This is a genomic window from Proteus genomosp. 4 str. ATCC 51469, assembly GCF_003144375.1.
In the GTDB taxonomy this organism is placed as follows: Bacteria; Pseudomonadota; Gammaproteobacteria; order Enterobacterales; family Enterobacteriaceae; genus Proteus.
Map to the genome: position 1 here is coordinate 437,651 of NZ_PENV01000001.1, position 22,917 is coordinate 460,567.

The window sequence follows — 22,917 nt, forward strand, 5'->3', positions numbered from 1 at the left end:
TAATGCCGATATTTCGTTTTACTGCACTTGCAATGACATTGGGGTTATTATCAGCCCCTTATAACGCGCTTGCAGCTACCAGCAATCCTGCATTTGATCCTAAAAATCTGATGCAGTCAGAAATCTATCACTTTGCGCAAAGTAACCCATTAGAGGACTTTTCATCAGATAAAAACTCAACACTGACGTTATCTGATAAACGTAGCATTATGGGAAACCAATCCCTTTTGTGGAAATGGAAAGGTGGCAGTAGTTTTACTTTGCATAAAAAACTTATTGTCCCAACAGATAAAGAAGCGTCTAAAGCATGGGGACGAGCATCAACACCTGTTTTATCATTTTGGCTTTATAATGAAAAACCCATTGATGGCTATCTTACTATCGATTTTGGAGAGAAGCTGAATTCAACGAGCGAAGCGCAAGCGGGTTTTAAAGTAAAATTAAATTTCACTGGCTGGCGTGCTGTTGGGATCTCTTTAAATAACGATCTTGAAAATCGAGAGATGACCTTAAATGCAATGAATACCTCTTCTGATGGTACGCAAGACAGCATTGGTCGCTCTTTAGGTGCTAATGTCGATAGCATTCGATTTAAAGCCCCTTCTAATGTAAATCAGGGTGAAATCTATATCGATCGCATTATGTTTTCTATCGATGATGCTCGCTATCAATGGTCTGATTATCAAGTTAAAACACGCTTATCAGAGCCTGAGATCCAATTTCATAACGTACAACCTCAGTTACCGGTGACACCTGAAAATCTAGCTGCAATTGATCTTATTCGCCAACGTTTGATAAATGAGTTTGTTGGTGGCGAAAAAGAGACAAATCTCGCACTAGAAGAAAATATTGGTAAGTTAAAAAGTGATTTTGATGCTCTTAATATTCACGCTTTAGAGAATGGCACAATACAAGGGCGACACCTGATCACAGACAAACAAACTATTATTTACCAACCTGAAAATCTCAACCCTCAAGATAAACAACTATTTGATAATTATGTCATTTTAGGTAATTACACAACATTGATGTTTAATATTAGTCGGGCTTATGTGCTGGAAAAAGATCCCTCACAAAAAGCTCAACTAAAGCAGATGTACTTATTAATGACAAAACACTTATTAGATCAAGGCTTTGTTAAAGGAAGTGCATTAGTCACAACCCATCACTGGGGGTATAGTTCTCGTTGGTGGTATATTTCCACATTACTAATGTCTGATGCACTAAAAGAGGCAAACTTACAAACTCAAGTTTATGATTCATTGTTGTGGTATTCACGAGAGTTTAAAAGTAGTTTTGATATGAAAGTGGGTGCAGATAGCTCCGACTTAGACTATTTCAATACCCTATCTCGTCAACACTTAGCCTTATTACTACTAGAGCCTGATGATCAAAAACGTATCAACTTAGTTAATACCTTCAGCCATTACATCACTGGCGCATTAACTCAAGTACCGCCGGGTGGTAAAGATGGTTTACGCCCTGACGGTACTGCGTGGCGACATGAAGGCAACTATCCAGGCTACTCTTTCCCAGCTTTTAAAAATGCCTCTCAACTTATTTATTTACTACGTGGTACCCCATTTTCAGTAGGTGAAAGTGGTTGGAATAACCTAAAAAAAGCGATGATTTCAGCGTGGATCTACAGTAATCCAGAAGTTGGATTACCTCTTGCTGGAAGGCACCCTTTTAACTCACCTTCGTTAAAATCAGTCGCTCAAGGTTACTACTGGCTTGCCATGTCTGCAAAACCGTCTCCAGATAAAACTCTCGCGTCTATTTATCTTGCAATAAGTGATAAAACACAAAATGAATCGAAGGCTATTTTTGGAGAAACTATTGCACCAGCAGCGTTGCCTCAAGGTTTCTATGCCTTTAATGGCGGGGCTTTTGGTATTCATCGTTGGCAAGATAAAATGGTGACACTGAAAGCTTATAATACCAATGTTTGGTCATCTGAAATTTATAATAAAGATAACCGTTATGGTCGTTATCAAAGTCATGGTGTCGCTCAAATAGTGAGTAATGGTTCGCAGCTTTCACAGGGCTATCAGCAAGAAGGTTGGGATTGGAATAGGATGCCAGGAGCAACCACTATTCATCTTTCTCTTAAAGAGTTAGATAGCCCTAAACCTCATACATTAATGCAACGTGGCGAGCGTGGATTTAGCGGAACATCTGCCCTTGATGGTAAATATGGGATGATGGCATTCGATCTTATTTATCCTACCAACCTTGAACGTTTTGATCCTAATTTCACTGCGAAAAAGAGTGTATTAGCCGTTGATAATCACTTAATTTTTATTGGTAGCAATATAAATAGTAGTGATAAAAATAAAAATGTTGAAACGACTTTATTTCAACATGCTATAACACCAACATTAAATACCATTTGGGTTAATGGACAAAAAGTTGAGACCTTTCCTTATCAAGCAACACTTAAACAAGGTGATTGGTTAATTGATAGCAACGGTAATGGCTATTTAATTACGCAAGCTGAAAAAGTAAATATTAGCCGTCAACACCAGACTTCGGCTGAAAATAAAAATCGCCAACCAACAGAAGGAAACTTTAGCTCGGCATTGATTGATCACAGTGTTCAACCTAAAGATTCCAACTATGAGTATATGGTCTTTTTAGATGCTACTCCTGAAAGAATGGGAGAAATAGCACAAAAATTTCGTGAAAATAATGGGTTATATCAGGTTCTTAGTAAGGATAAAGACGTTCATATTATTCTCGATAAACTCAGTAATGTAACGGGATATGCCTTTTATCAGTCTGCTTCAATTGAAGATAAATGGATCAAAAAAGTTGATAAACCCGCGATTGTGATGACTCATCGACAAAAAGATACTCTTATTGTCAGTGCTGTTACACCTGATTTAAATATGACTCGCCAAAAAGCAGCAACTCCTGTCATCATCAATGTCACGATTAATGGTAAATGGCAATCTGCTGATAAAAATAGCAAAGTAAAATATAGTGTTTCAGGTGATAACACTGAACTGACTTTTACCAGCTACTTTGGTATTCCACAAGAAATCAAACTCTCACCACTCCCTTGATTTAATTAAAAGGAACGCTCTTGCGTTCCTTTTTTATTTGCAGGAAATCTGATTATGCTAATAAAAAACCCTTTAGCCCACGCGGTTACATTAAGCCTCTGTTTATCATTACCCGCACAAGCATTACCCTCTCTATCTCATGAAACTTTCGGCGATATTTATCTTTTTGAAAATGAACTACCTAATACTCTTATTACTTCAAATAATAATCAATTATCGCTAAGCACACAGCATGCTAAAGACGGTGAAAAATCACTAAAATGGCAATATCAACCACAAGCAACATTAACGCTAAATAATATTGTTAATTACCAAGATGATAAAAATACAGCAACTCCACTCACTTTTATGATGTGGATTTATAATGAAAAACCTCAATCTTTCCCATTAACGTTCGCATTTAAACAAAATAATAAAATTGCACTAAGTTTTAATGCTGAACTTAATTTTACGGGATGGCGAGGTATTGCTGTTCCTTTTCGTGATATGCAAGGCTCTGCAACAGGTCAATTTGAACAATTGGTGATCACCGCCCCAAACCAAGCCGGAACACTCTTTTTTGATCAAATAATGATGAGCGTACCGTTAGACAATCGTTGGGCAGTTCCTGACTATCAAACACCTTATGTAAATAACGCAGTAAACACGATGGTTAGTAAAAACTGGAGTGCGTTATTGATGTACGATCAAATGTTTCAAGCTCATTACCCTACTTTAAACTTCGATACTGAATTTCGCGATGATCAAATAGAAATGACTTCGATTTATCAGCGTTTTGAGCATTATCAGGGAATTGATAGTGATAAAAAAATCACCTCTGACATGCTCAATAAAAATTTAGCACTTTGGGAAAAATTAGGATTAACGCAACACACTGATGGATCAATAACAGGAAGAGCACTTGATCACCCTAACCGACAGAATTTTATGAAAGTCGAAGGTGTATTTAGTGAGGAGACTAAAAAAGCATTACTTGATACCAATATGCTAAGAGATGTAGGTAAAACGCTTCTTCAAACTGCTATTTATTTGCGTAGTAATTCATTATCAACGACTGATAGGCAAAAATTAGAAGATCGTTATTTATTAGGCACTCGTTACGTTCTCGAACAAGGTTTTACACGTGGTAGTGGTTATCAAATTATTACTCATGTTGGTTATCAAACCAGAGAACTTTTTGACGCATGGTTTATTGGCCGTCATATTCTCGCAAAAAATAACCTTCTAGCGCCCACTCAACAGGCCATGATGTGGTACAACGCTACAGGACGAATTTTTGAAAAAGATAATGAAATCGTTGATGCAAATGTCGATATTCTCAATACTCAATTGCAATGGATGATAAAAAGTTTATTGATGCTACCTGATTATCAGCAACGTCAACAAGCCTTAGCACAACTGCAAAATTGGTTAAGTAAAACGATACTAAGCTCAAAAGGTGTTGCTGGCGGTTTCAAATCTGACGGTTCTATTTTTCATCATTCACAACATTACCCTGCTTATGCGAAAGACGCATTTGGTGGTTTAGCGCCCAGTATTTATGCGTTAAGTGATTCACCTTTTCGCTTAACTACTTCAGCACATGAACGTTTAAAAGATGTTTTGTTAAAAATGCGGATCTACACCAAAGAGGCACAAATTCCTGTGGTATTAAGTGGTCGTCACCCAACAGGATTGCATAAAATAGGGATCGCTCCATTTAAATGGATGGCATTAGCAGGAACACCAGATGGTAAACAAAAGTTAGATACCACATTATCCGCCGCTTATGCAAAATTAGACAACAAAACGCATTTTGAAGATATTAAAGCTGAAAGTGAACCGGTTGGTGCATGGGCAATGAATTATGCATCAATGGCAATACAACGAAGAGCATCGACTCAATCACCGCAACAAAGCTGGCTCGCCATAGCGCGTGGTTTTAGCCGTTATCTTGTTGGTAATGAAAGCTATGAAAATAACAACCGTTATGGTCGTTATTTACAATATGGACAATTAGAAATTATTCCAGCTGATTTAACTCAATCAGGGTTTAGTCATGCTGGATGGGATTGGAATAGATATCCAGGTACAACAACTATTCATCTTCCCTATAACGAACTTGAAGCAAAACTTAGTCAATTACCTGCTGCCGGTATTGAAGAAATGTTGCTTTCAACAGAAAGTTACTCTGGTGCAAATACACTTAATAATAACAGTATGTTTGCCATGAAATTACATGGTCACAGTAAATATCAACAACAAAGCTTAAGAGCTAATAAATCCTATTTCTTATTTGATAATAGAGTTATCGCTTTAGGCTCTGGTATTGAAAATAACGATAAACAACATACAACCGAAACAACGCTATTCCAGTTTGCCGTTCCTAAATTACAGTCAGTGATAATTAATGGTAAAAAGGTGAATCAATTAGATACTCAATTAACCTTAAATAATGCAGATACTTTAATTGATCCTGCTGGAAACTTATATAAGCTCACAAAAGGACAAACTGTAAAATTTAGTTATCAAAAACAACATTCGCTTGATGACAGAAATTCAGAACCAACAGAACAATTATTTGCAACAGCCGTTATTTCTCATGGTAACGCGCCTAGTAATGCAACTTATGAGTATGCGATAGCGATTGAATCTCAAGATAATAAATCCCCCGAATACACAGTATTACAACATAATAATCAACTTCATGCGGTAAAAGATAAATTAACCCAAGAGGAGGGATATGCTTTTTTTGAAGCCACCCAGTTAGATTCAGCGAATGCAACATTATTATCCAGTGATGCACCGGTTATGGTCATGGCTAAAACACAAAATCAGCAATTAACATTAAGTATTGTTAACCCTGATTTAAATTTATATCAAGGTATAGAAAAAGATCAAATTGATGATAAAGGTGATCAAATTGAGGTCAGTGTTTATTCTCGAGATTGGCTTACAGCAGAATCTCAACCAATAAACAGCACTATTACCGTAAAAGGAATATGGAAATTAGCAACACCTCAAGCCGGTGTTATTATTAAGCATCACAATAACAACACTCTTATTTCGACAACAACAATACAGGCATCACCTATTGTTATTAATCTAGTTAAGTATAATTCATAAAATTTAAACTAAAGAGTCTCGATATGAAACATCGAGACTCTTTTATTATTAAAAGATATTAACGAATTAATTAGTTATTTAAAATAACCAGAAGAAATCGATAACTTTATTATTAATAATAAATGTGTTGTCTCATTTAAATAATTTATTATTCTCTGCGCGGGTGCTTGGATCAATCTGGTTCAAGCATATCGCAAGCACCAGAAAGAGAAAAGCCCCGGATAATATATTCATATTAACCGAGGCGGACTCAAAAACAGACAATTTGATTCTGCCTCCATTTTTATCGGAGTGCAAGAGGAAATGAAAAAATATTCTTTAATCGGACTAGTGATCGTGACGATGATATTACCAACTCACGTATTATTAGAGCGTAAATATCTTATTTACTCATACCAAATAATGGATATTTAATTATTCAGGTTAATATAGCTTTTACTTTATATTAATCTTGTGGGGGAGCATTCCCCCACAGTTTCCGTCTTCAATTATTGTGTGTTTATCTCAGCACCCAATTTTAGAATAAGAGGTAACAGATTATTGTTACCTCTTACTCTATTAACCACACCAGTTAACGAATCAATTAATTATTTAAAATAGCAAAAACAAATCGATAAATTTATTATTAATAATAAATGTGTTGTCTCATTTAAATAATTTGTTATTCTCTGCGCGGGTGCTTGGATCAATCTGGTTCAAGCATATCGCAAGCACCAGAAAGAGAAAAGCCCCGGAAAATATATTTATATATTCACCGAGGCGGACTCAAACACCAACAATTTGATTCTGCCTCCATTTTTATCGGAGTGCAAGAGGAAATGAAAAAATATTCTTTAATCGGACTAGTGATCGTGACAATGATATTACCAAGTCATGTATTATTAGAGCGTAAATATCTTATTTACTCATACCAAACAATGGATATTTAATTATTCAGGTTAATATAGCTTTCACTTTATATTAATCTTGTGGGGGAGCATTCCCCCACAGTTTCCGTCTTCAATTATTGTGTGTTTATCTCAGCACCCAAATTTAGAATAAGAGGTAACAGATTATTGTTACCTCTTACTCTATTAACCACACCAGTTAGCGAATTAATTATCTATTTAAAACAGCCAGAAGAAATCGATAACTTTATTATTAATAATAAATGTGTTGTCTCATTTAAATAATTTGTTATTCTCTGTGCGGGTGCTTGGATCAATCTGGTTCAAGCATATCGCAAGCACCAGAAAGAGAAAAGCCCCGGAAAATATATTTATATTAACCGAGGCGGACTCAAACATACACAATTTGATTTTGCCTCCATTTTTAACGGAGTGCAAGAGGAAATGAAAAAATATTCTTTAATCGGACTAGTGATCGTGACAATGATATTACCAAGTCATGTATTATTAGAGCGTAAATATCTTATTTACGCATACCAAACAATGGATATTTAATTATTCAGGTTAATATAGATTTCACTTTATATTAATCTTGTGGGGGAGCGATCCCCCACAGTTTCCTTCGTCAATTATTGTGTGTTTATCTCAGCACCCAAATTTATAATAAGAGGTAACAGATCAGCGTTACCTCTTATTATATTAAAAATAAAAAAGCCGACCTTATTTTTTGGTCGGCATCCTAGATAGGAAAATATTGCGCGGAAGGCATGTGAAGCGCAAGAAAAACAACAAAGCGTCAATATCAAAGCGCTAGCAATTTTACAAAAGATTTAAAACTTCACTTCCTGCCAATAAATAAGCACCAGCACCATAATCCATATTATGTTCAAACTTCACTTCACGAGGGTTAAATGCCGGAAGTTGAACCCAACCTATCATGCCATTGTCATGAATACAGGTTTGTAATGCTGACCATGCTCTATTTAATGCAGGAAAATACACATCTTTCTCTAATACTTCCTGATTAATTCCCCATGCTAATCCATAACAAAATAGCGCTGTTGCTGAACTTTCTGGTGCAGGAAAATTATCAGGATCGAGTAAACTTGTTCGCCAAAAACCATCTTCATGTTGATAATCTAGGATGGATGTCGTTAATTCTTTAAACAGTGCAATATAACGCTCACGATCATGATAATCATCAGGCATATATTTTAAAATACGCGGTATCGAAGCTAAGACCCAACCGATACCACGGCTCCAAAATACTTTTTCACCGTTAGCTTCGCGTAATTCATTACCTTGACCATCAGGAATATAGCGATGATCACGGAAGATAAGCCCTGTTTCAGGATCACGTAAATGGTCAATCGCATCCCAATAAGCTGTGTGCATATAATCTAAATAACGTCGCTCATTGGTAATTTCAGCTAATGCAGCAAATCCTGGGGGCGCCATAAAGAGTGCATCGCACCACCACCAATCTTCACGGCCAGGCTTTGGCTCATTAAGCATAATATCAAATGCTTTGATTGTTGGTTCAATTACTTCAGGTTGTTCAAAAAGCGGGCTAATAGCCAGATAAGCTTGTGCACAAACATGATCATCTGCAAAACGTGCGTTGGGGCCTGTTCTAAACCCAGTATGTAAAGTGTAATTCAACACACCATTGAGATACTCTTCATCTTGTGTTGCCTGCCATGCTGCACTTACACAACTCCATAAAACACCACGTTCCCAGTCGGTATCTTTAATAAAACGGGTTTTACCACTACGGCGACGAACACTGCGAACTTGATTAGCCGATTGATAACGATACACTCGCTTCATGTTTTTTAATACAAGCTCTCTTTGCAAAGTATCTGTATTAGCGTGTTCCATCCTATTTCTCCATGAAATTAACGAGCTAACCAACCACCATCAACCGCAATGGTGTATCCATTAACATAATCACTGGCTTTAGACGCTAAGAAAATAGCAGGACCTGCAACATCTTCGGGAACACCCCAGCGCCCTAACGGAATTCTCTCTAAAATAGCCGCATTACGTGCATCATCAGCACGTAGGGCTGCAGTGTTATCTGTTGCCATATAACCAGGAGCAATTGCATTGACATTAATATTGTATTGAGATAATTCCGTTGCCAATGCACGGGTTAATCCCATGACTGCAGATTTACTTGCTGTGTAGGAAGGTACTCGAATACCTCCTTGATAAGAGAGCATAGAAGCAATATTAATTATCTTTCCACCGTCACCTTGTTTTACAAATTGGCGAGCTACTTTTTGAGATAAAAAAAACAATGTTTTCTGATTAATATCAATCACATCATCCCAATCTTTTTCACTAAATTCTAAAAGGTCTTCTCGACGAATAATCCCTGCATTATTCACCAAAATATCAATACGTCCCATAACAGAAACAGCTTCATCCACCAGCGCTTGTAACCCATCTTGTTTCATTAAATTTTGTGTAATGTAATGAAAACGACGACCTAATGCTTCCACTTGCTGACGAGTTTCAGGCGCATCTTGAATGCCCACCCCCACAATATCTGCGCCCGCTTTGGCTAAACCAATAGCCATACCTTGGCCTAAACCTGTATTACAACCAGTGACAATAGCAATCTTGCCATTTAAATCGAATAAATTCATAGCAGTAACCTCTCAGGTGTGGCTTTATTGCCACACCTTTTTTATAAGTAGGGTAAGAAGAAAATGTAACTATTTGTGGTTATTTCAGATCTTTCATTGCCACATGATCCATATCGTGGAAGACTTGATTTTCACCAACCATTCCCCAAATAAAGGTATAAGATGCAGAGCCTACACCTGAGTGAATTGACCAGCTAGGGCTGATGACGGCTTGTTCATTGCGAACAACCAAATGACGAGTTTCCGTTGGTTCTCCCATATAATGGAACACCACGTTATCATCTTTCATATCAAAATAGAGATACACTTCCATGCGACGCTCATGAGTATGGCAAGGCATGGTATTCCATAAACTACCTGGTTCAAGAACCGTCATCCCCATGGATAATTGGCACGTTGGCAGAACTGAAGGGTGTAAGAATTTATAAATAGTACGAACATTACAATTTTCTGCATTACCAATTTTTTCTGGTGATGCTTGTTGCTGCGTTATTTTGCGTGTTGGATAAGTATGATGAGCTGGCGCACAGTTCATATAAAAACGAGCTGGAGTTTCCATATTATCACTCATAAACTCAACACTTTTAGCCCCCATTCCAATATAAATGGCTTCACGAGGACCAATATCAAACACTTCTCCATCAACAACCACTTTACCAGCGCCACCAATATTAATGGCACCTAACTCACGTCTTTCTAAAAAGAAATCAACGCCTAAGGCTTTACCCGCCATTAATGCTAAAGGCTGTGTTGTAGGAACAATACCGCCAACAATAATACGATCTATATGGCTATAAGTGAGATTCATTTCCCCTTCACAGAATAGGTTCTCTATCAGGAACTCCTTGCGAAGTCCTTCTGTATCAAGCCTTTTAGCATGTTCACTATGAATTGGCTGACGAATTTCCATTATAAATACCTCATTTTTACTGATGGGTGCATAACTGAAAAGCTATACATTTTCCCCGGATACAGAGTAAATATGATTTCCTCTGATGAATGTATCGGTGAGATGAAAACACTCATCCACCACAGCAAAGCTGGCTTGTTGCCCTACTTTGATATAACCCAATTTGTCGCCGATACCGAGATACTCAGCTGGGATCGCAGTCGCCATTTGTACAGCTTCCCACTCAGGTATGTGCGCAAGTTGCACCATATTTCGCAATGCACTATCTAAGCTACAGGTACTCCCAGCCAAAGAGCCATCTGCTGTTTTGGCCTGGCCTTGAGTAACATTCACTGTTTGAGCACCCAACGTATAATCACCATCAGGCAACCCACCTGCACGCATGCAATCTGTAATTAACGCGAGTTGTTGGTAACCTTTCATGCGATACGCTAATTGCATCATCACGGGATGAACGTGAATGCCATCGGCAATCAATTCTGCTAATACATCGTGATATAACACGGCACCACAACATCCTGGCTCACGGTGATGAAGTCCCGTCATACCGTTATACAAATGCACACCACAATCAGCTCCATGTAAAAAAGCATCTGAAGTTTGCTCGTAAGTTGCCGCTGTATGCGCCACACATGGTTTAATACCTCGATTGACCAACCAATCAATCGCTTCTATTGAACCTTGTGCTTCTGGCGCAACAGCGACACGCAATAATGTGTCACCTGCACTTTCAAGCAGTGTTTCTAACTCTGATATTGTTGGTGCTTTTAGATATTTCACTGGGTGAGAGCCTCGATGGCGTTCGGTAAAATAAGGCCCTTCTAAAAAACTCCCAAGCAACAACGCACCGGACGTTTGTGGCTTTGATAAAAACTCACGTACTTGTGATAATGCGAGGCGAATATCATCTATAGGCGCAGTAACTGTTGTACCAACCCACGCTACAACGCCTGTTTTCACTAAAGCATCAGCAATGGTTTGCAACCCTTGTTCAGTCGCATCCATGACATCTGCACCTTCACGACCATGAATATGGATATCCACAAAACCGGGTAATAATGATTTCCCTTTTAGGCGAATAATGGGGCAATCTGTTGGTGCTTGCGAGGTGATCGATTCAATGACATCGCCCCTAACACAGACATAACAGAGATAACGAATTCCTTCAGGCGTAAACGTTCTATCTGCCAAAATGGCGTATCGCTGACTCATAAGCCGTCTTCTTCATCAGTATCATTGCTGTCTATTTGAGCCAATTGCTCACGAATATCTTGAATACTGTCTTGACCTATTTCGCGTAACGTTTGCACTAACTCTGACGTTGAACATCCTTCTCGTTCAAAGGCCGCATTAACAATCATTGGTAGATTCACACCCGCTAACACTTCAACAGCAGGGTTCTGCATCATAATGGCCATTGCCCTATTACAAGGGGTTCCACCGGGTAAATCTGTTAAGAATAGATATTGCTGACATGACATTGAGTTAATCGCTTCACGCATTTTTTCTTCAAGTTCATCAGGAGAAATTGACTCAACAAAATCGATAAATGCGATATCTTCTTGCTCGCCAGCAATCGCTTTTACGGCTGATGCCATACCTGAAGCAAAATTAAGATGTCCTGAAACAATAAGACCTATCATGAGTGACTCCTTGCGGGCAGCAGAAGACTCTCCTGCCCGTTTATAGCAAGTTAATAATGTATTTCGATTGACGATAACGACGGTGGTAAAGGCTCTCTGTTATAAGAATCCTAATACGTGGCCGACAACACCAAATGCAAGAGTTGAGAAAATCAATACCGGAGGTTTTCCCCAAAAGCCGGTGCTTTTTACCATTTTGTACATCAGGAAAACTAAGCACAGAGGCAGTAAATTCGGCATGATTTTGTCAAAGAGCGCGCTTTGCAATTCGACCACCTTTCCTCCCAGCTCTAACGAGGCGGTGGTTTGCACCTTGATAAAGGTCGCGGAGAGCGCCCCAATGACAAAGATCCCCATAATATTGGCGGCTTTAGCCAGTTTTTCAGTGGCATCACTCATATTGACCATCGCAGCAGTTCCCGCGCGATAACCCATAAACATCAGCCCGAAATACACTAAAAAGTGCACAATTTGATATAAAAAGAAGAAAACAAAAGGTCCCGCAATCGAGCCTTCCATTGCAATAGATGCGCCCAATGCTAATGTAAGTGGCATTAAGGTCATATGATCGATAGCGTCACCAATGCCCCCTGTTGGCCCCATTCCTGCTACTTTCATCACGTTAACAGTTGATGGTTTTTCTTTGTTTTCTTCCATTGCAACAGCTGTACCTAATAAAAAGGTAAACAGCTTAGGACTGGCATTAAAAAATTGCAGATGGTTTTTCAGTGATGTTGCATAATCGCGTTTATTATTCCCGTGGATCTTCTTTAGTGCCGGAATAATTGAGAAGGCAAATCCACCGCCTTGCATACGTTCAAAGTTAAAGTTACCTTCCATAAATAACCCTCGGAACGCACACTTCCAAAGATCACCTTTAGTGATAACTTTTCTGACCGTAGTATCTTGGTACTCATCAATGCCATCAATCAAAGAACCCGTTTCTGGTTTATCTTGTGTTTTCAATGCAGTGCTGTTATCAGATACCATCTTCGAAATCCTCATTTTGCTGACTTGTATTTTTGTTATTACCGCTAAAGAAGAAGTAGAGTGCAGCGGCTGATGCGCCTAAAATAGCGACCGCCATAATTGGGAGTTTTAAATAGGTTGTCATCACGAAACCAATGAAGAACACACCAGCAACTTCTTTTGACCACATGATTTTCAACAACATTGCGAAACCAATAGCCGGAACCATCTTCGCGCCAATACCTAGACCTTCAAGCAACACTTTCGGGGTATTATCATCAATCCACTGGGCCGCATGTTCACCGAAATAGACCGTTACGAAGGCAACTAATGCGTAGAGTAATGAACGTACTATAATCGTGATAATCAGTAGCCGTGACACACCACCAGCATCGGCTCTTTCTGCGTATCTATCGGCTTTTCCCATAGTGAACGCAGTCATTGCAAAGAAGCCAATCACCAACATTTGCATTAACACCGCAATTGGCATACCAATACCCATAGCAACTTCAGGTGATTGATTTGTCATTACTGCAAAAGCAACCGCAGCAATAGTGCCTAATGTTACATCTGGTGGCTGAGCACCAGCGTTAGGAACAAGTCCTAACCAAGCAAGTTCTAATGTTGCCCCTGCAATCAATCCAACCTGCATATCGCCCATAATCAGCCCGACAACAGGCCCTGTAATTAATGGACGATGGATATTTAATGCAACGTCATACTTATCTATACCGCAAAAGAAGGCCCATAAAGCCACTAAAGAAGCTTCAAAAATCATAAATAATCCTCAAACCTGCTAATGCAGGTTTTTTTATTCAGAAATTTATCAAGCAGATGCGAGTGTTAATACATCAACAGGTGTCTGATCGGGAGTGTTTTGAATTGTGCAAGTTACCCCATTTGCAACAAGGCGTTTAAATGCATCAATATCGGTTTCATCAACGGATACTGTTTTTGCAATTTGGCGTTTCCCTTCATGAAAATGCATATTGCCAACATTGCAGTGAGTAATGGGCACGCCACCTTCCACTAAACGGGCAACATCTTTCGGGTTATTACACAACACAAAAATTTTCTGACGAGGTGATGCTTTGCTAATAACATCAATGGTTTTTTGAATAGAGAAGAAGCGAACAGCATATTCACCACCTGCTGATGCTTTCATTCCAGCTTGCATGAATGCGGCGTTTGGGCCTTCTGCTGCGTCATCATTAGCCACTAAAATCAGGTTTGCTTCTGTATGTTTTCCCCATGTAATGCGGATTTGACCATGGAGTAAACGTTCATCAATGCGGGTCCAGACAATATTCGGTGTGTTCATGATTAGCTCTCTTATTATATTTTATTAATTTAAAGCAGACTGTGTGTCGTCTTTTTTGTATGAGAACGGATAAATAGTGACGCCTTGTACAACACGATTGATTTCTCCTGTTGGAGACGGGTTATCAGGCGTATTCCCTAGTGCAATGGAACTGTGAAATGCGAATGATTGCGCCAACATCAAGTAAGGGAACAATAGCGCCACATCAGAACAGTTCTCTAACGCAGGAATATAAACAAAACTCTCAGGCGAAAAAGCTTTATCATTTCGTGCGGTGATCGCGATCACCTTGCCTGATGCATTATCGTGAATAACCTCTCGTAATAAGTCAGTCTCATATTGACGTGTATAAGGATCATTAGAGAAAAACATCACCACTAAAGTTTCTTTATTTACGATAGACTTAGGCCCATGTCGAAAACCTAATGGAGTATCAAAGCTCGCAACCACTTTACCCGCTGTAAGCTCTAACATTTTCAACGCAGCTTCTTGCGCTAAACCTTGCAATCCACCACTTCCTAGATAAATAACCCGTTTAAACTTACCCGCGTATTTATCCCGAATAATTTGATTCGCTTTATTAAACTGTGCTTTATAGTGACTAAAAAAAGGTGCAATAGAATCACTAAAGACGTTATCTCCTAAAAAGATAGTCACTGCAGCCATCATCATGGATGAAAAGCTAGAAGTCATTGCTAAAGAACGGTCATTGGATTCTTCAGGCATCAACAATGCCAATGCTCTACTGTTATTTTGGCAATACTGATAAAGCTTGCCATTTGCATTACATGTCAGTACTAAGTGATGACACTGAGATAGACACTCAGTCGCAACATCTAACGCTGCCACACTTTCAGGGCTATTCCCTGAACGCGCAAAAGAAATTAATAACGTTGGGATGTCTTCTGCTAAATATTCTTGTGGATCAGCCACTAAATCGGTTGTTGCAATCGCATCTACTCGACGTTTTGTATGGCCACTTAAAATAGGGGCTAATGCTTTTCCAGCAAATGCAGACGTACCAGCACCTGTTAAAATAATTCGCGCATGAGGCGCTGCGAGCGCTTTATCTAAAAAGGCTTCAATATCAGCACGTTTCTCTTTTACTAATTGCCATGTTTTCTTCCAACATTCTGGTTGTTGCTCAATTTCTTTCGCAGTCCAAAATGCATTCAGTTGCTCTAATTTAGCGGTCTGATAGCTTAAATATTCCATGGTTTCCCTCAATTAATGGACATAGCAGGCATCGGCATACACCGATAACACATCACGAATTTTCGCAATAACAAAAGATTCAGGGGAGCCGTCAATCATGCCCTCTCTAAATTGGGTAAATTGATAAGGCAGATATTGACTCAGTAACGGCAGTGGAATTGGTTTAACGGATAAGTTATCCATTAGCGTATCTATAGCGGCATTAATTTCAGCATCAGGCCAGTAATAGCGAATACGATCACTAAAACTATACACTCGAGCAAAGGCTTGTTGACGCTCATCACCGTGATAATATTTTTGCCAAAATCCAGGCTCACGGCACATCAGTTGTTCCATCTTTTCACGCAATTTAGAGCACTGTTCTTGCGGAAATAAAGTCTCTTCAATGGCACAAAGTGCGTATAAACCTTCACGCATAGCAAACGTTAGTGCAGGCCCAACTTTTAAAATTGCAAAATGATCGTGAACTAATTGTTTATAAGCCTCTTTGGTTTGATAGTCCGTTGAGTGAGCTTCGAAAACAAGGTGAGAATAATCATTTACGACTTGGCTTAATGCTTGTGCTTCTTCTGGTTGGTAGTCGATGATACCTGTATGATCAAACTCGACTCCCGGTTGAACCACCAAACCAATAACACGTTCCCAACAATCACCGACACCAGCATGTTGAAAAGCTTGACGATGACATTCTAAGGTTTTACGCGCAGCATCAGGTGAAGTCACTTCAACCGTATCAAGCTCTTCAGCGGCACCGCCAGGGACAGGCACTTCTGTGCCAACAACATAAACAATATCACTAGAGCCAAAAGTCTCTTTTGCTGTATTTTCTGCAATAACAGCAAGGCGTGCTGCACGCAATGCCACAATTTCATCGGTTAAAGGAACGGGATCGTCAGCACAAGACATACTGCAATCAAGGTGAATTTTTTTGAAACCAGCTGCAACATAATGTGCAATCAACACATCTGCATTCGCCATCGCTTCTTCAGCGTTTAGATGTTGCCAACGATTAGGCCCTAAATGGTCGCCACCAAGAATAAGCTTCTCGATAGGAAAGCCGACATCTTTAGCCTGTTCAATAACATATTGGTAAAAGTCAGCGGGAGTCATTCCCGTATAACCACCAAACTGATCAACCTGATTAGAGGTGGCTTCAATTAGCAAAAAGGAATCATTATCCAGCGCTTGTAATAGAGCTGCTTCTATTACTAAAGGATGGGCAGAACAAACAGAATAAATACCATTCTGTTTGCCTGATTTGTGTTGCTGAACAATCTTTTCTAAAGGATGCATTAAATACTAACTCCATAATCAACACCGGCGGTGTTGCTAATGGAGTTAGCAAATTACGATGCCTTATCGTCGACGATAATCACTTCGATTTTGTGATCTTTCAGTTCCTGAATATATTCTTCAGGGATACCAGAATCGGTCACTAATATATCAATATCACCAAACTCTCTGATCATATGACAGCTGCGTTTACTGAATTTCGTAGAATCGGCAACCGCAATAATCGTTTCTGAGATATCACACATTAAACGGTTAAGACTAGCTTCCTGTTCATTGTGTGTAGTAATACCAACACGTAAATCGAATCCGTCAACACCTAGAAAAACCTTATCAAAACGGTAATTTCTAAGGCTATTTTCAGCTTGTGAGCCTGAAAAAGACAACGCACTTTTTCGCAATACACCACCGGTCATTAATACTTCCACACCTGAGGTATTTGCTAACTCCATTGCGACATCCAGACCGTTAGTCATGACCACTACATTTTCGCGCGACTTTAAATGTGTCGCGATTTCGCGAGTAGTTGTCCCCGAGTCAAGAATGACGGTGTCTCCATCCTTTATCAGCGTTGCGGCTGCTTTCCCGATTAATGTTTTTATGCCCGCATTTTGTCCACGTTTTTCGTGGATACTCAATTCGGCAATAAATCCTGTGTTAGGAATTGCTGCACCATGAGAGCGAACGATATAACCATTTTTTTCAAGAAAACTTAGATCGCTGCGGATAGTGACACTTGAGACTTTAAATAATTCAGCGAGATCTTCGACTCTGGCTTTACCTTGCTGGTTTACCATATCGAGGATTTCCATACGCCTCTCAACTGCCGCTTTCACTTTCGTCTCCTTACGAAACCAAAAGACTTTCTTTCGATTGGTTTCGAATGTAGTTTACTACGCCAATTTTAACCGACAATGCAAAAAAACAAAACTTTTGATCTCTTTCACAAAGTTTCGATTCATTATCGAATGCTTACGATTATTTTCGTGTCATTTCAATGATAGCCTTCAGGCCATCAGTTTCCAATAAATAAAATGATATAACGCAACACTATACTTATGATTACACCACATACAGCTAGGTAAAACACAATAATATAGATTTAATTTCGCCTTATCTCACAAAATAAAGATTAAAACTTCAATGCATTCATTTATTTTCGAAAAACAAATCAAACTAAATAGCTCAAATAGTCAATAGAATATGAAATAGTATCGAATCGAAAGTATTTTTATCGAAAAAAACAGTATTTATCTTTCGAAAAAATCTTTCATTTACTTTCGTTGTTTCGTATTTGTGATTTTAATCTCTTTTGTTTTGATAAATTTTACGTAATGTAACAGGATAAAAAAGAAACTCAGGAAATGACTAATGGCATTAAATCAACCTGCTTATTTTCATATGATGGCAAAACCTACAAGCTACCACTGTAATATTAAGTGTGAATACTGCTTTTATCTGGAAAAAGAAAATATTTTTCAAGATGAAAAAAAAGAGACAGGCCATACCGTGATGCCAGATGGTGTACTTCGTCGTTATATTAAAGACTATATTCAGTCACACGGTGGAGATCAGGTTGATTTCTCTTGGCAAGGTGGAGAGCCAACGCTTGCAGGATTGGCTTTCTTTGAGCAAGTTGTCAAATACCAAAAGCAATTTGCTAACGGCAAGACAATTACAAATAGTGTACAAACCAATGCAATTGCTATTAATCGCCAATGGGCACAATTCTTTGCTGATAATCACTTTCTATTAGGCGTTTCAATTGATGGTATTGAAGCTGTTCACGATAAATATCGTATTTCAGTCAATGGAAGCCCTACTTTTGAACGAGTAAAACGTGCAATTAAGTTACTCAATGAATATGGCGTCGAATTTAACACACTCACTGTCGTTAATGACCAAAACTGGAATAAAGGAAAAGAAACTTATCAAGCCTTAAAAGAATTAGGTTCCACTTTCTTTCAATTTATTCCCATTGTCGAAGTCGATAGACGCTTTCCTCATACTCACGGAGGACATTATGCGCCGGGCCCTAATGCACAATTAGCACCATTTTCTGTTCCGGCTGAAGGCTATGGGCAATTTATGGCTGAAGTATTTGATGAATGGGTACGGCAAGGCGATATCGGGAAAATATATATCCGCTTATTTGATAGTTTATTAGGCACATGGATGGGATATCCCGCATCAACCTGTATTCAATCTAAAACCTGTGGTCAGGCATTGATCATTGAAGCCAATGGTGATGTTTACTCTTGCGATCACTATGTCTATCCCGCCAATAATTTGGGCAATATTCATCAAAATAGTCTTGCTCATTTAGCCACATCAAAACAGCAACAGCGCTTTGGCCAAAATAAATATGATAAACAAACTAGCCTTTGCAAACAGTGTGAAGTGCAAAGCTTATGTTACGGCGGTTGCCCTAAACATCGCATTATTGCTATTGAAGGTGAAAAACATCGCCATAACTACCTATGTCGCTCTTATAAAAAAATATTTCACCATACCGCGATAGGCATGCAATTAATGCAACAAGCTATTTCGCGCGGAGGCCTTGCTAGTGATGCACTTCCTGCGATGAAAAAAAACTACTTAAAGTAACTCTTTTTATTTTATCTTGTGTATTCTGGAGACAATCCGTGATCTTACCTTCTGTTAAAAAAAGCTTACTCGCTGGGCTGATTGCCACATCATGTTTAAGCATCCCAATCACTACCAATGCAGGTGGTACACCTGAAAAGCCGAATATTTTACTGATAGTGATGGATGATTTAGGAACAGGACAGCTTGATTTTGTACTGGATACCTTAAATGTTGATGAATTAGCACAAAGACCGACACCGCCACGTTATGAAGGCGATATCAATAAGATGGTTGAGGCTGCACGCATTGCAATGCCAAATGTCAGTCAAATGGCTACAAATGGTGCCAAAATGACCAATGCATTTGTTGCCCATCCTGTTTGTGGCCCTTCTCGAGCAGGTATTTTTACGGGGCGTTCTCCTGCAAGCTTTGGTACTTACAGTAATGATGATGCCATTTTAGGTATTCCCAAAGATATCAAACTATTGCCTTCACTTTTCCAAGAAAATGGCTATGCCACAGCCAGCATTGGAAAATGGCACAATGCAAAAGTGATCCGCAAACCGAAAATTAATGAAAGTAAACAAACTCGCGATTATCACGACAACATGATCTCAACACCAGAAGTGGGTTACGCACCTCATGAACGAGGTTTTGATTATGACTTCAGCTATTACGCATCGGGTGTGGCTTTATGGAATTCGCCTGCATTTTGGCGTAATGGCGTCAATGTTCCTGCTCCGGGCTATACCACACATTTATTAACGGATGAGACCTTAAAATTTATTGATGAACATAAAGATAAACCATTCTTTATTAATCTCTCCTATAGCGTTCCTCATATTCCGTTAGAGCAAGCCTCACCTGCGAAATATATGGAGAAATTTGATACTGGTAATGTTGAAGCAGATAAATACTTTGCAGCATTAAATGCAGCCGATGAAGGTATTGGTCAAATTCTTGCAAAATTAAAAGCAAATGGTGAATTAGAAAATACACTTATCTTTTTCTTATCCGACAATGGTGCAGTTAATGAATCACCAATGCCAATGAATGCAATGGATAGAGGCTTTAAAGGAGAAATGTTTAATGGTGGGGTCAGAGTACCTTTCATTGCCTATCGACCCGGCACTATTCCTGCTGGTACAAAAAGTGATGAGATGATCTCCGCACTTGATATTTTACCGACTGCGCTACAAACAGCAGGTATTACTATTCCTGACAATCTAAATGTTGAAGGGAAAAACATCATGCCTTTACTCAAAGGTGAAACAACAAAATCCCCTCACAATTATCTTTATTGGGCCGGTCCTGGCACTAAACATTACAGCGAAGAAAACCAAGAATTTTGGCATGGATATCACCAATGGATAACCTATCAACGTAAAACACCGCCTACAAATCCTAATTTAGAAAAACTCTCTAAAGGTGCTTGGGCTGTACGCGACGGTGAATGGGCACTCTATTTTTATGATGATGGAAAAAATCAGCCTCAACTTTTTAACGATAAAAACGATCCGTCCGAATCAATTGATCTTGCCAAACAAAATCCACAAAAAGTTACAGAGCTAAAAAATGCGTATTACCAGTGGATCAAAGATAAGCCAAAGCCCGTTCTTTGGGGGCAAGATCACTATCAAATATTAGTGGATTCTGCAAAACCTTAATATTCAACCTCCGTTTTGTTTCGCAAGGATGCGTCTTTTTTCTGAGATACGAAAATGGCTATTAAAATTGCATCTTCAGCACGTCCAAAACTCCCTTATGAGCACCCAAGCGTAGAAATCTACCAACGCTTATTTAAGGAAAATATCATTCGACGATTAGTCAGAAAATCGGCTTATCGTCGCTATGATAAAACAATCACTCATTTTTTTAATGATGAAAACCAATCACTATTCTCTTTATGCGAAATGTTGACACAGTATGTCACTCAGGCTTTTCACCATTATCAAGTCTGGGGTTACTCCCATGCTTATTATCCTGGAAGTCCAGGACAACAAACTGCCAGGACAGATGCCCTTGAAGGAGTAAGTCGAGTTCTTCCTTTATTGGCTGCATGGATAGTTAGCAGCAAAAAAAGTACGTTGATGGGATTAAATCAGCAAGCATTTAATTTACCATTAATGATCAAACAAAGTTTTATTCATGGTACTGATCCACTTCATAAAGGATATTGGGGGAAACTTGAAAATTACGATCAACGAATTTGTGAAGCATCTGATTTAGCGCTCACACTTTGGATAAGCCGTGAATGGGTTTGGGATACATTAACACCTGCAATACAACAACAAATTATTGCTTGGTTCGAACAAGTTAATCACTGTGAGATTGTTGATAATAATTGGCATTTCTTCCCTCTTACCGTCCAATTTGTGATTAAAGCACTCACAGGAAAAGACACGATTGCCCATTGGCGTTATGAACGATTAAAAGAGTTTTATGTTGGTGATGGATGGTTTCGTGATGGCGCAAAAGGTAATTATGATTACTACAATGCGTGGGGTTTTTACTATTCACTGTATTGGTTAGCGCAAATCGACCCTCAATTTGATTCGACATTTATTACTCAATCACTTAACACCTTTAATCAGCACTACCTTTATTTTATGACTCCCAAAGGTATTCCTTTCTTTGGTCGAAGTGCCTGCTATCGCCTTGCGGTTTCTGCGCCATTATTAGCAGGCGTCGATTTGCATTGCCCTTCAGTCAAAGTAGGTGAGGCAAAACGCGCCTTTGAAAGTAGCTTACGTTATTTTATTTCTCAAGGTGCATTAAAAAATGGCGCACCAACTCAAGGCTTATTTACTCACGATCCTCGTTTGGTCGATAACTACAGTGGGCCAGCCAGTAGTTTTTGGTCATTACGTGCTGTGATTATCGCGCTCTATTGTGCTGATCGTATCAATTTATGGCAAACGCCTTCACTTCCTTTACCTATCGAAAAAGATAACTTTCGTTTCGAAATTCCATCTATCCAAGCTTTAGTAACTGGAGTGAAAGCAACACAAGAGGTAACTGTCATTTTTTGTGAAGATTATACAACTCAGCAAACCCCACTAACTCGCCGTTTAGAAAAACAGACCTTAGCACAAAAAGTCACTGAAACCGTAATAGGACAGTCAAGACGACCTAAAAATAACTTATTACGCAAAGGGATCACCAGTTATAGTTCAAAAATGGCACATTTTTTCTAACTACCTTTCATTTGCTTTCAGTGCGAAGGGAATAAAAATGTGATTTAGATCTTTTACCTTTCTATTTCT

16 protein-coding genes are annotated in these 22,917 nt (G+C 38.9%); 5 read left to right on the forward strand and 11 right to left on the reverse strand.

Annotated elements, in window-relative coordinates; translation table 11 throughout:
• The first annotated feature begins 2 nt into the window (after positions 1-2).
• Positions 3-3,068 carry a chondroitinase family polysaccharide lyase gene (locus tag DK866_RS01975; protein WP_109407510.1) on the forward strand — a complete coding sequence of 1,022 codons (3,066 nt, stop codon included), beginning with the start codon at positions 3-5 and terminating at the stop codon, positions 3,066-3,068.
• Positions 3,069-3,122: 54 nt separating this feature from the next.
• Positions 3,123-6,173: a chondroitinase family polysaccharide lyase gene (locus tag DK866_RS01980; protein WP_109407511.1), complete on the forward strand. Its 3,051-nt coding sequence runs from the start codon at positions 3,123-3,125 to the stop codon at positions 6,171-6,173.
• 1,706 nt (positions 6,174-7,879) lie between these two features.
• Here the strand turns inward: DK866_RS01980 and DK866_RS01985 are convergent.
• From DK866_RS01985 to agaR, 11 genes are all read right to left on the reverse strand, one after another.
• Positions 7,880-8,941, reverse strand: coding sequence for a glycoside hydrolase family 88/105 protein (locus DK866_RS01985; RefSeq protein WP_109407512.1), 1,062 nt, complete (start codon positions 8,939-8,941; stop codon positions 7,880-7,882).
• Between the two features lie 17 nt (positions 8,942-8,958).
• The gene (kduD, locus tag DK866_RS01990) at positions 8,959-9,714 is read right to left on the reverse strand and encodes a 2-dehydro-3-deoxy-D-gluconate 5-dehydrogenase KduD (RefSeq protein WP_109407513.1); all 756 of its coding nucleotides are present in this window, start codon (positions 9,712-9,714) and stop codon (positions 8,959-8,961) included.
• Positions 9,715-9,793: 79 nt separating this feature from the next.
• On the reverse strand, positions 9,794-10,624 hold the full coding sequence (gene kduI / locus DK866_RS01995; protein WP_109407514.1) for a 5-dehydro-4-deoxy-D-glucuronate isomerase: 831 nt from the start codon (positions 10,622-10,624) through the stop codon (positions 9,794-9,796).
• 42 nt (positions 10,625-10,666) lie between these two features.
• Positions 10,667-11,836: an N-acetylglucosamine-6-phosphate deacetylase gene (gene nagA, locus DK866_RS02000; protein ID WP_109407515.1), complete on the reverse strand. Its 1,170-nt coding sequence runs from the start codon at positions 11,834-11,836 to the stop codon at positions 10,667-10,669.
• Positions 11,833-12,267: a PTS galactosamine/N-acetylgalactosamine transporter subunit IIA gene (agaF, locus tag DK866_RS02005; protein WP_109407516.1), complete on the reverse strand. Its 435-nt coding sequence runs from the start codon at positions 12,265-12,267 to the stop codon at positions 11,833-11,835. Before agaF ends, nagA begins: the two co-directional genes overlap by 4 nt.
• Before the next feature lie 99 nt (positions 12,268-12,366).
• On the reverse strand, positions 12,367-13,257 hold the full coding sequence (locus DK866_RS02010) for a PTS system mannose/fructose/sorbose family transporter subunit IID (RefSeq protein ID WP_072069318.1): 891 nt from the start codon (positions 13,255-13,257) through the stop codon (positions 12,367-12,369).
• Complete coding sequence (agaW, locus tag DK866_RS02015; RefSeq protein ID WP_069367637.1) at positions 13,247-14,014, reverse strand: PTS N-acetylgalactosamine transporter subunit IIC; 768 nt, start codon at positions 14,012-14,014, stop codon at positions 13,247-13,249. Before agaW ends, DK866_RS02010 begins: the two co-directional genes overlap by 11 nt.
• Positions 14,015-14,062: 48 nt before the next feature.
• On the reverse strand, positions 14,063-14,557 hold the full coding sequence (gene agaV / locus DK866_RS02020) for a PTS N-acetylgalactosamine transporter subunit IIB (protein ID WP_072069319.1): 495 nt from the start codon (positions 14,555-14,557) through the stop codon (positions 14,063-14,065).
• Positions 14,558-14,581: 24 nt separating this feature from the next.
• Positions 14,582-15,772: an SIS domain-containing protein gene (locus tag DK866_RS02025; RefSeq protein ID WP_109407517.1), complete on the reverse strand. Its 1,191-nt coding sequence runs from the start codon at positions 15,770-15,772 to the stop codon at positions 14,582-14,584.
• A 12-nt stretch (positions 15,773-15,784) separates the two neighbouring features.
• The gene (kbaZ, locus tag DK866_RS02030) at positions 15,785-17,065 is read right to left on the reverse strand and encodes a tagatose-bisphosphate aldolase subunit KbaZ (RefSeq protein WP_109407518.1); all 1,281 of its coding nucleotides are present in this window, start codon (positions 17,063-17,065) and stop codon (positions 15,785-15,787) included.
• 53 nt (positions 17,066-17,118) lie between these two features.
• Positions 17,119-17,898: a transcriptional repressor AgaR gene (gene agaR / locus DK866_RS02035; protein ID WP_036912386.1), complete on the reverse strand. Its 780-nt coding sequence runs from the start codon at positions 17,896-17,898 to the stop codon at positions 17,119-17,121.
• A gap of 535 nt (positions 17,899-18,433) precedes the next feature.
• Here agaR and DK866_RS02040 point away from each other — a divergent pair.
• Genes DK866_RS02040 through DK866_RS02050 form a run of 3 tightly spaced genes read left to right on the forward strand, consistent with a single transcriptional unit; the run spans position 18,434 to position 22,848 of the window.
• Positions 18,434-19,669 carry an anaerobic sulfatase maturase gene (locus tag DK866_RS02040; protein WP_109407519.1) on the forward strand — a complete coding sequence of 412 codons (1,236 nt, stop codon included), beginning with the start codon at positions 18,434-18,436 and terminating at the stop codon, positions 19,667-19,669.
• Between the two features lie 38 nt (positions 19,670-19,707).
• Entirely contained in the window at positions 19,708-21,318 is a 1,611-nt protein-coding gene (locus DK866_RS02045) for a sulfatase family protein (protein ID WP_109407520.1), read from the forward strand.
• 54 nt (positions 21,319-21,372) lie between these two features.
• A complete protein-coding gene (locus DK866_RS02050) occupies positions 21,373-22,848 on the forward strand; it encodes a DUF2264 domain-containing protein (RefSeq protein WP_109407521.1) in 1,476 nt (491 codons plus the stop codon).
• Positions 22,849-22,917 lie beyond the last annotated feature (69 nt).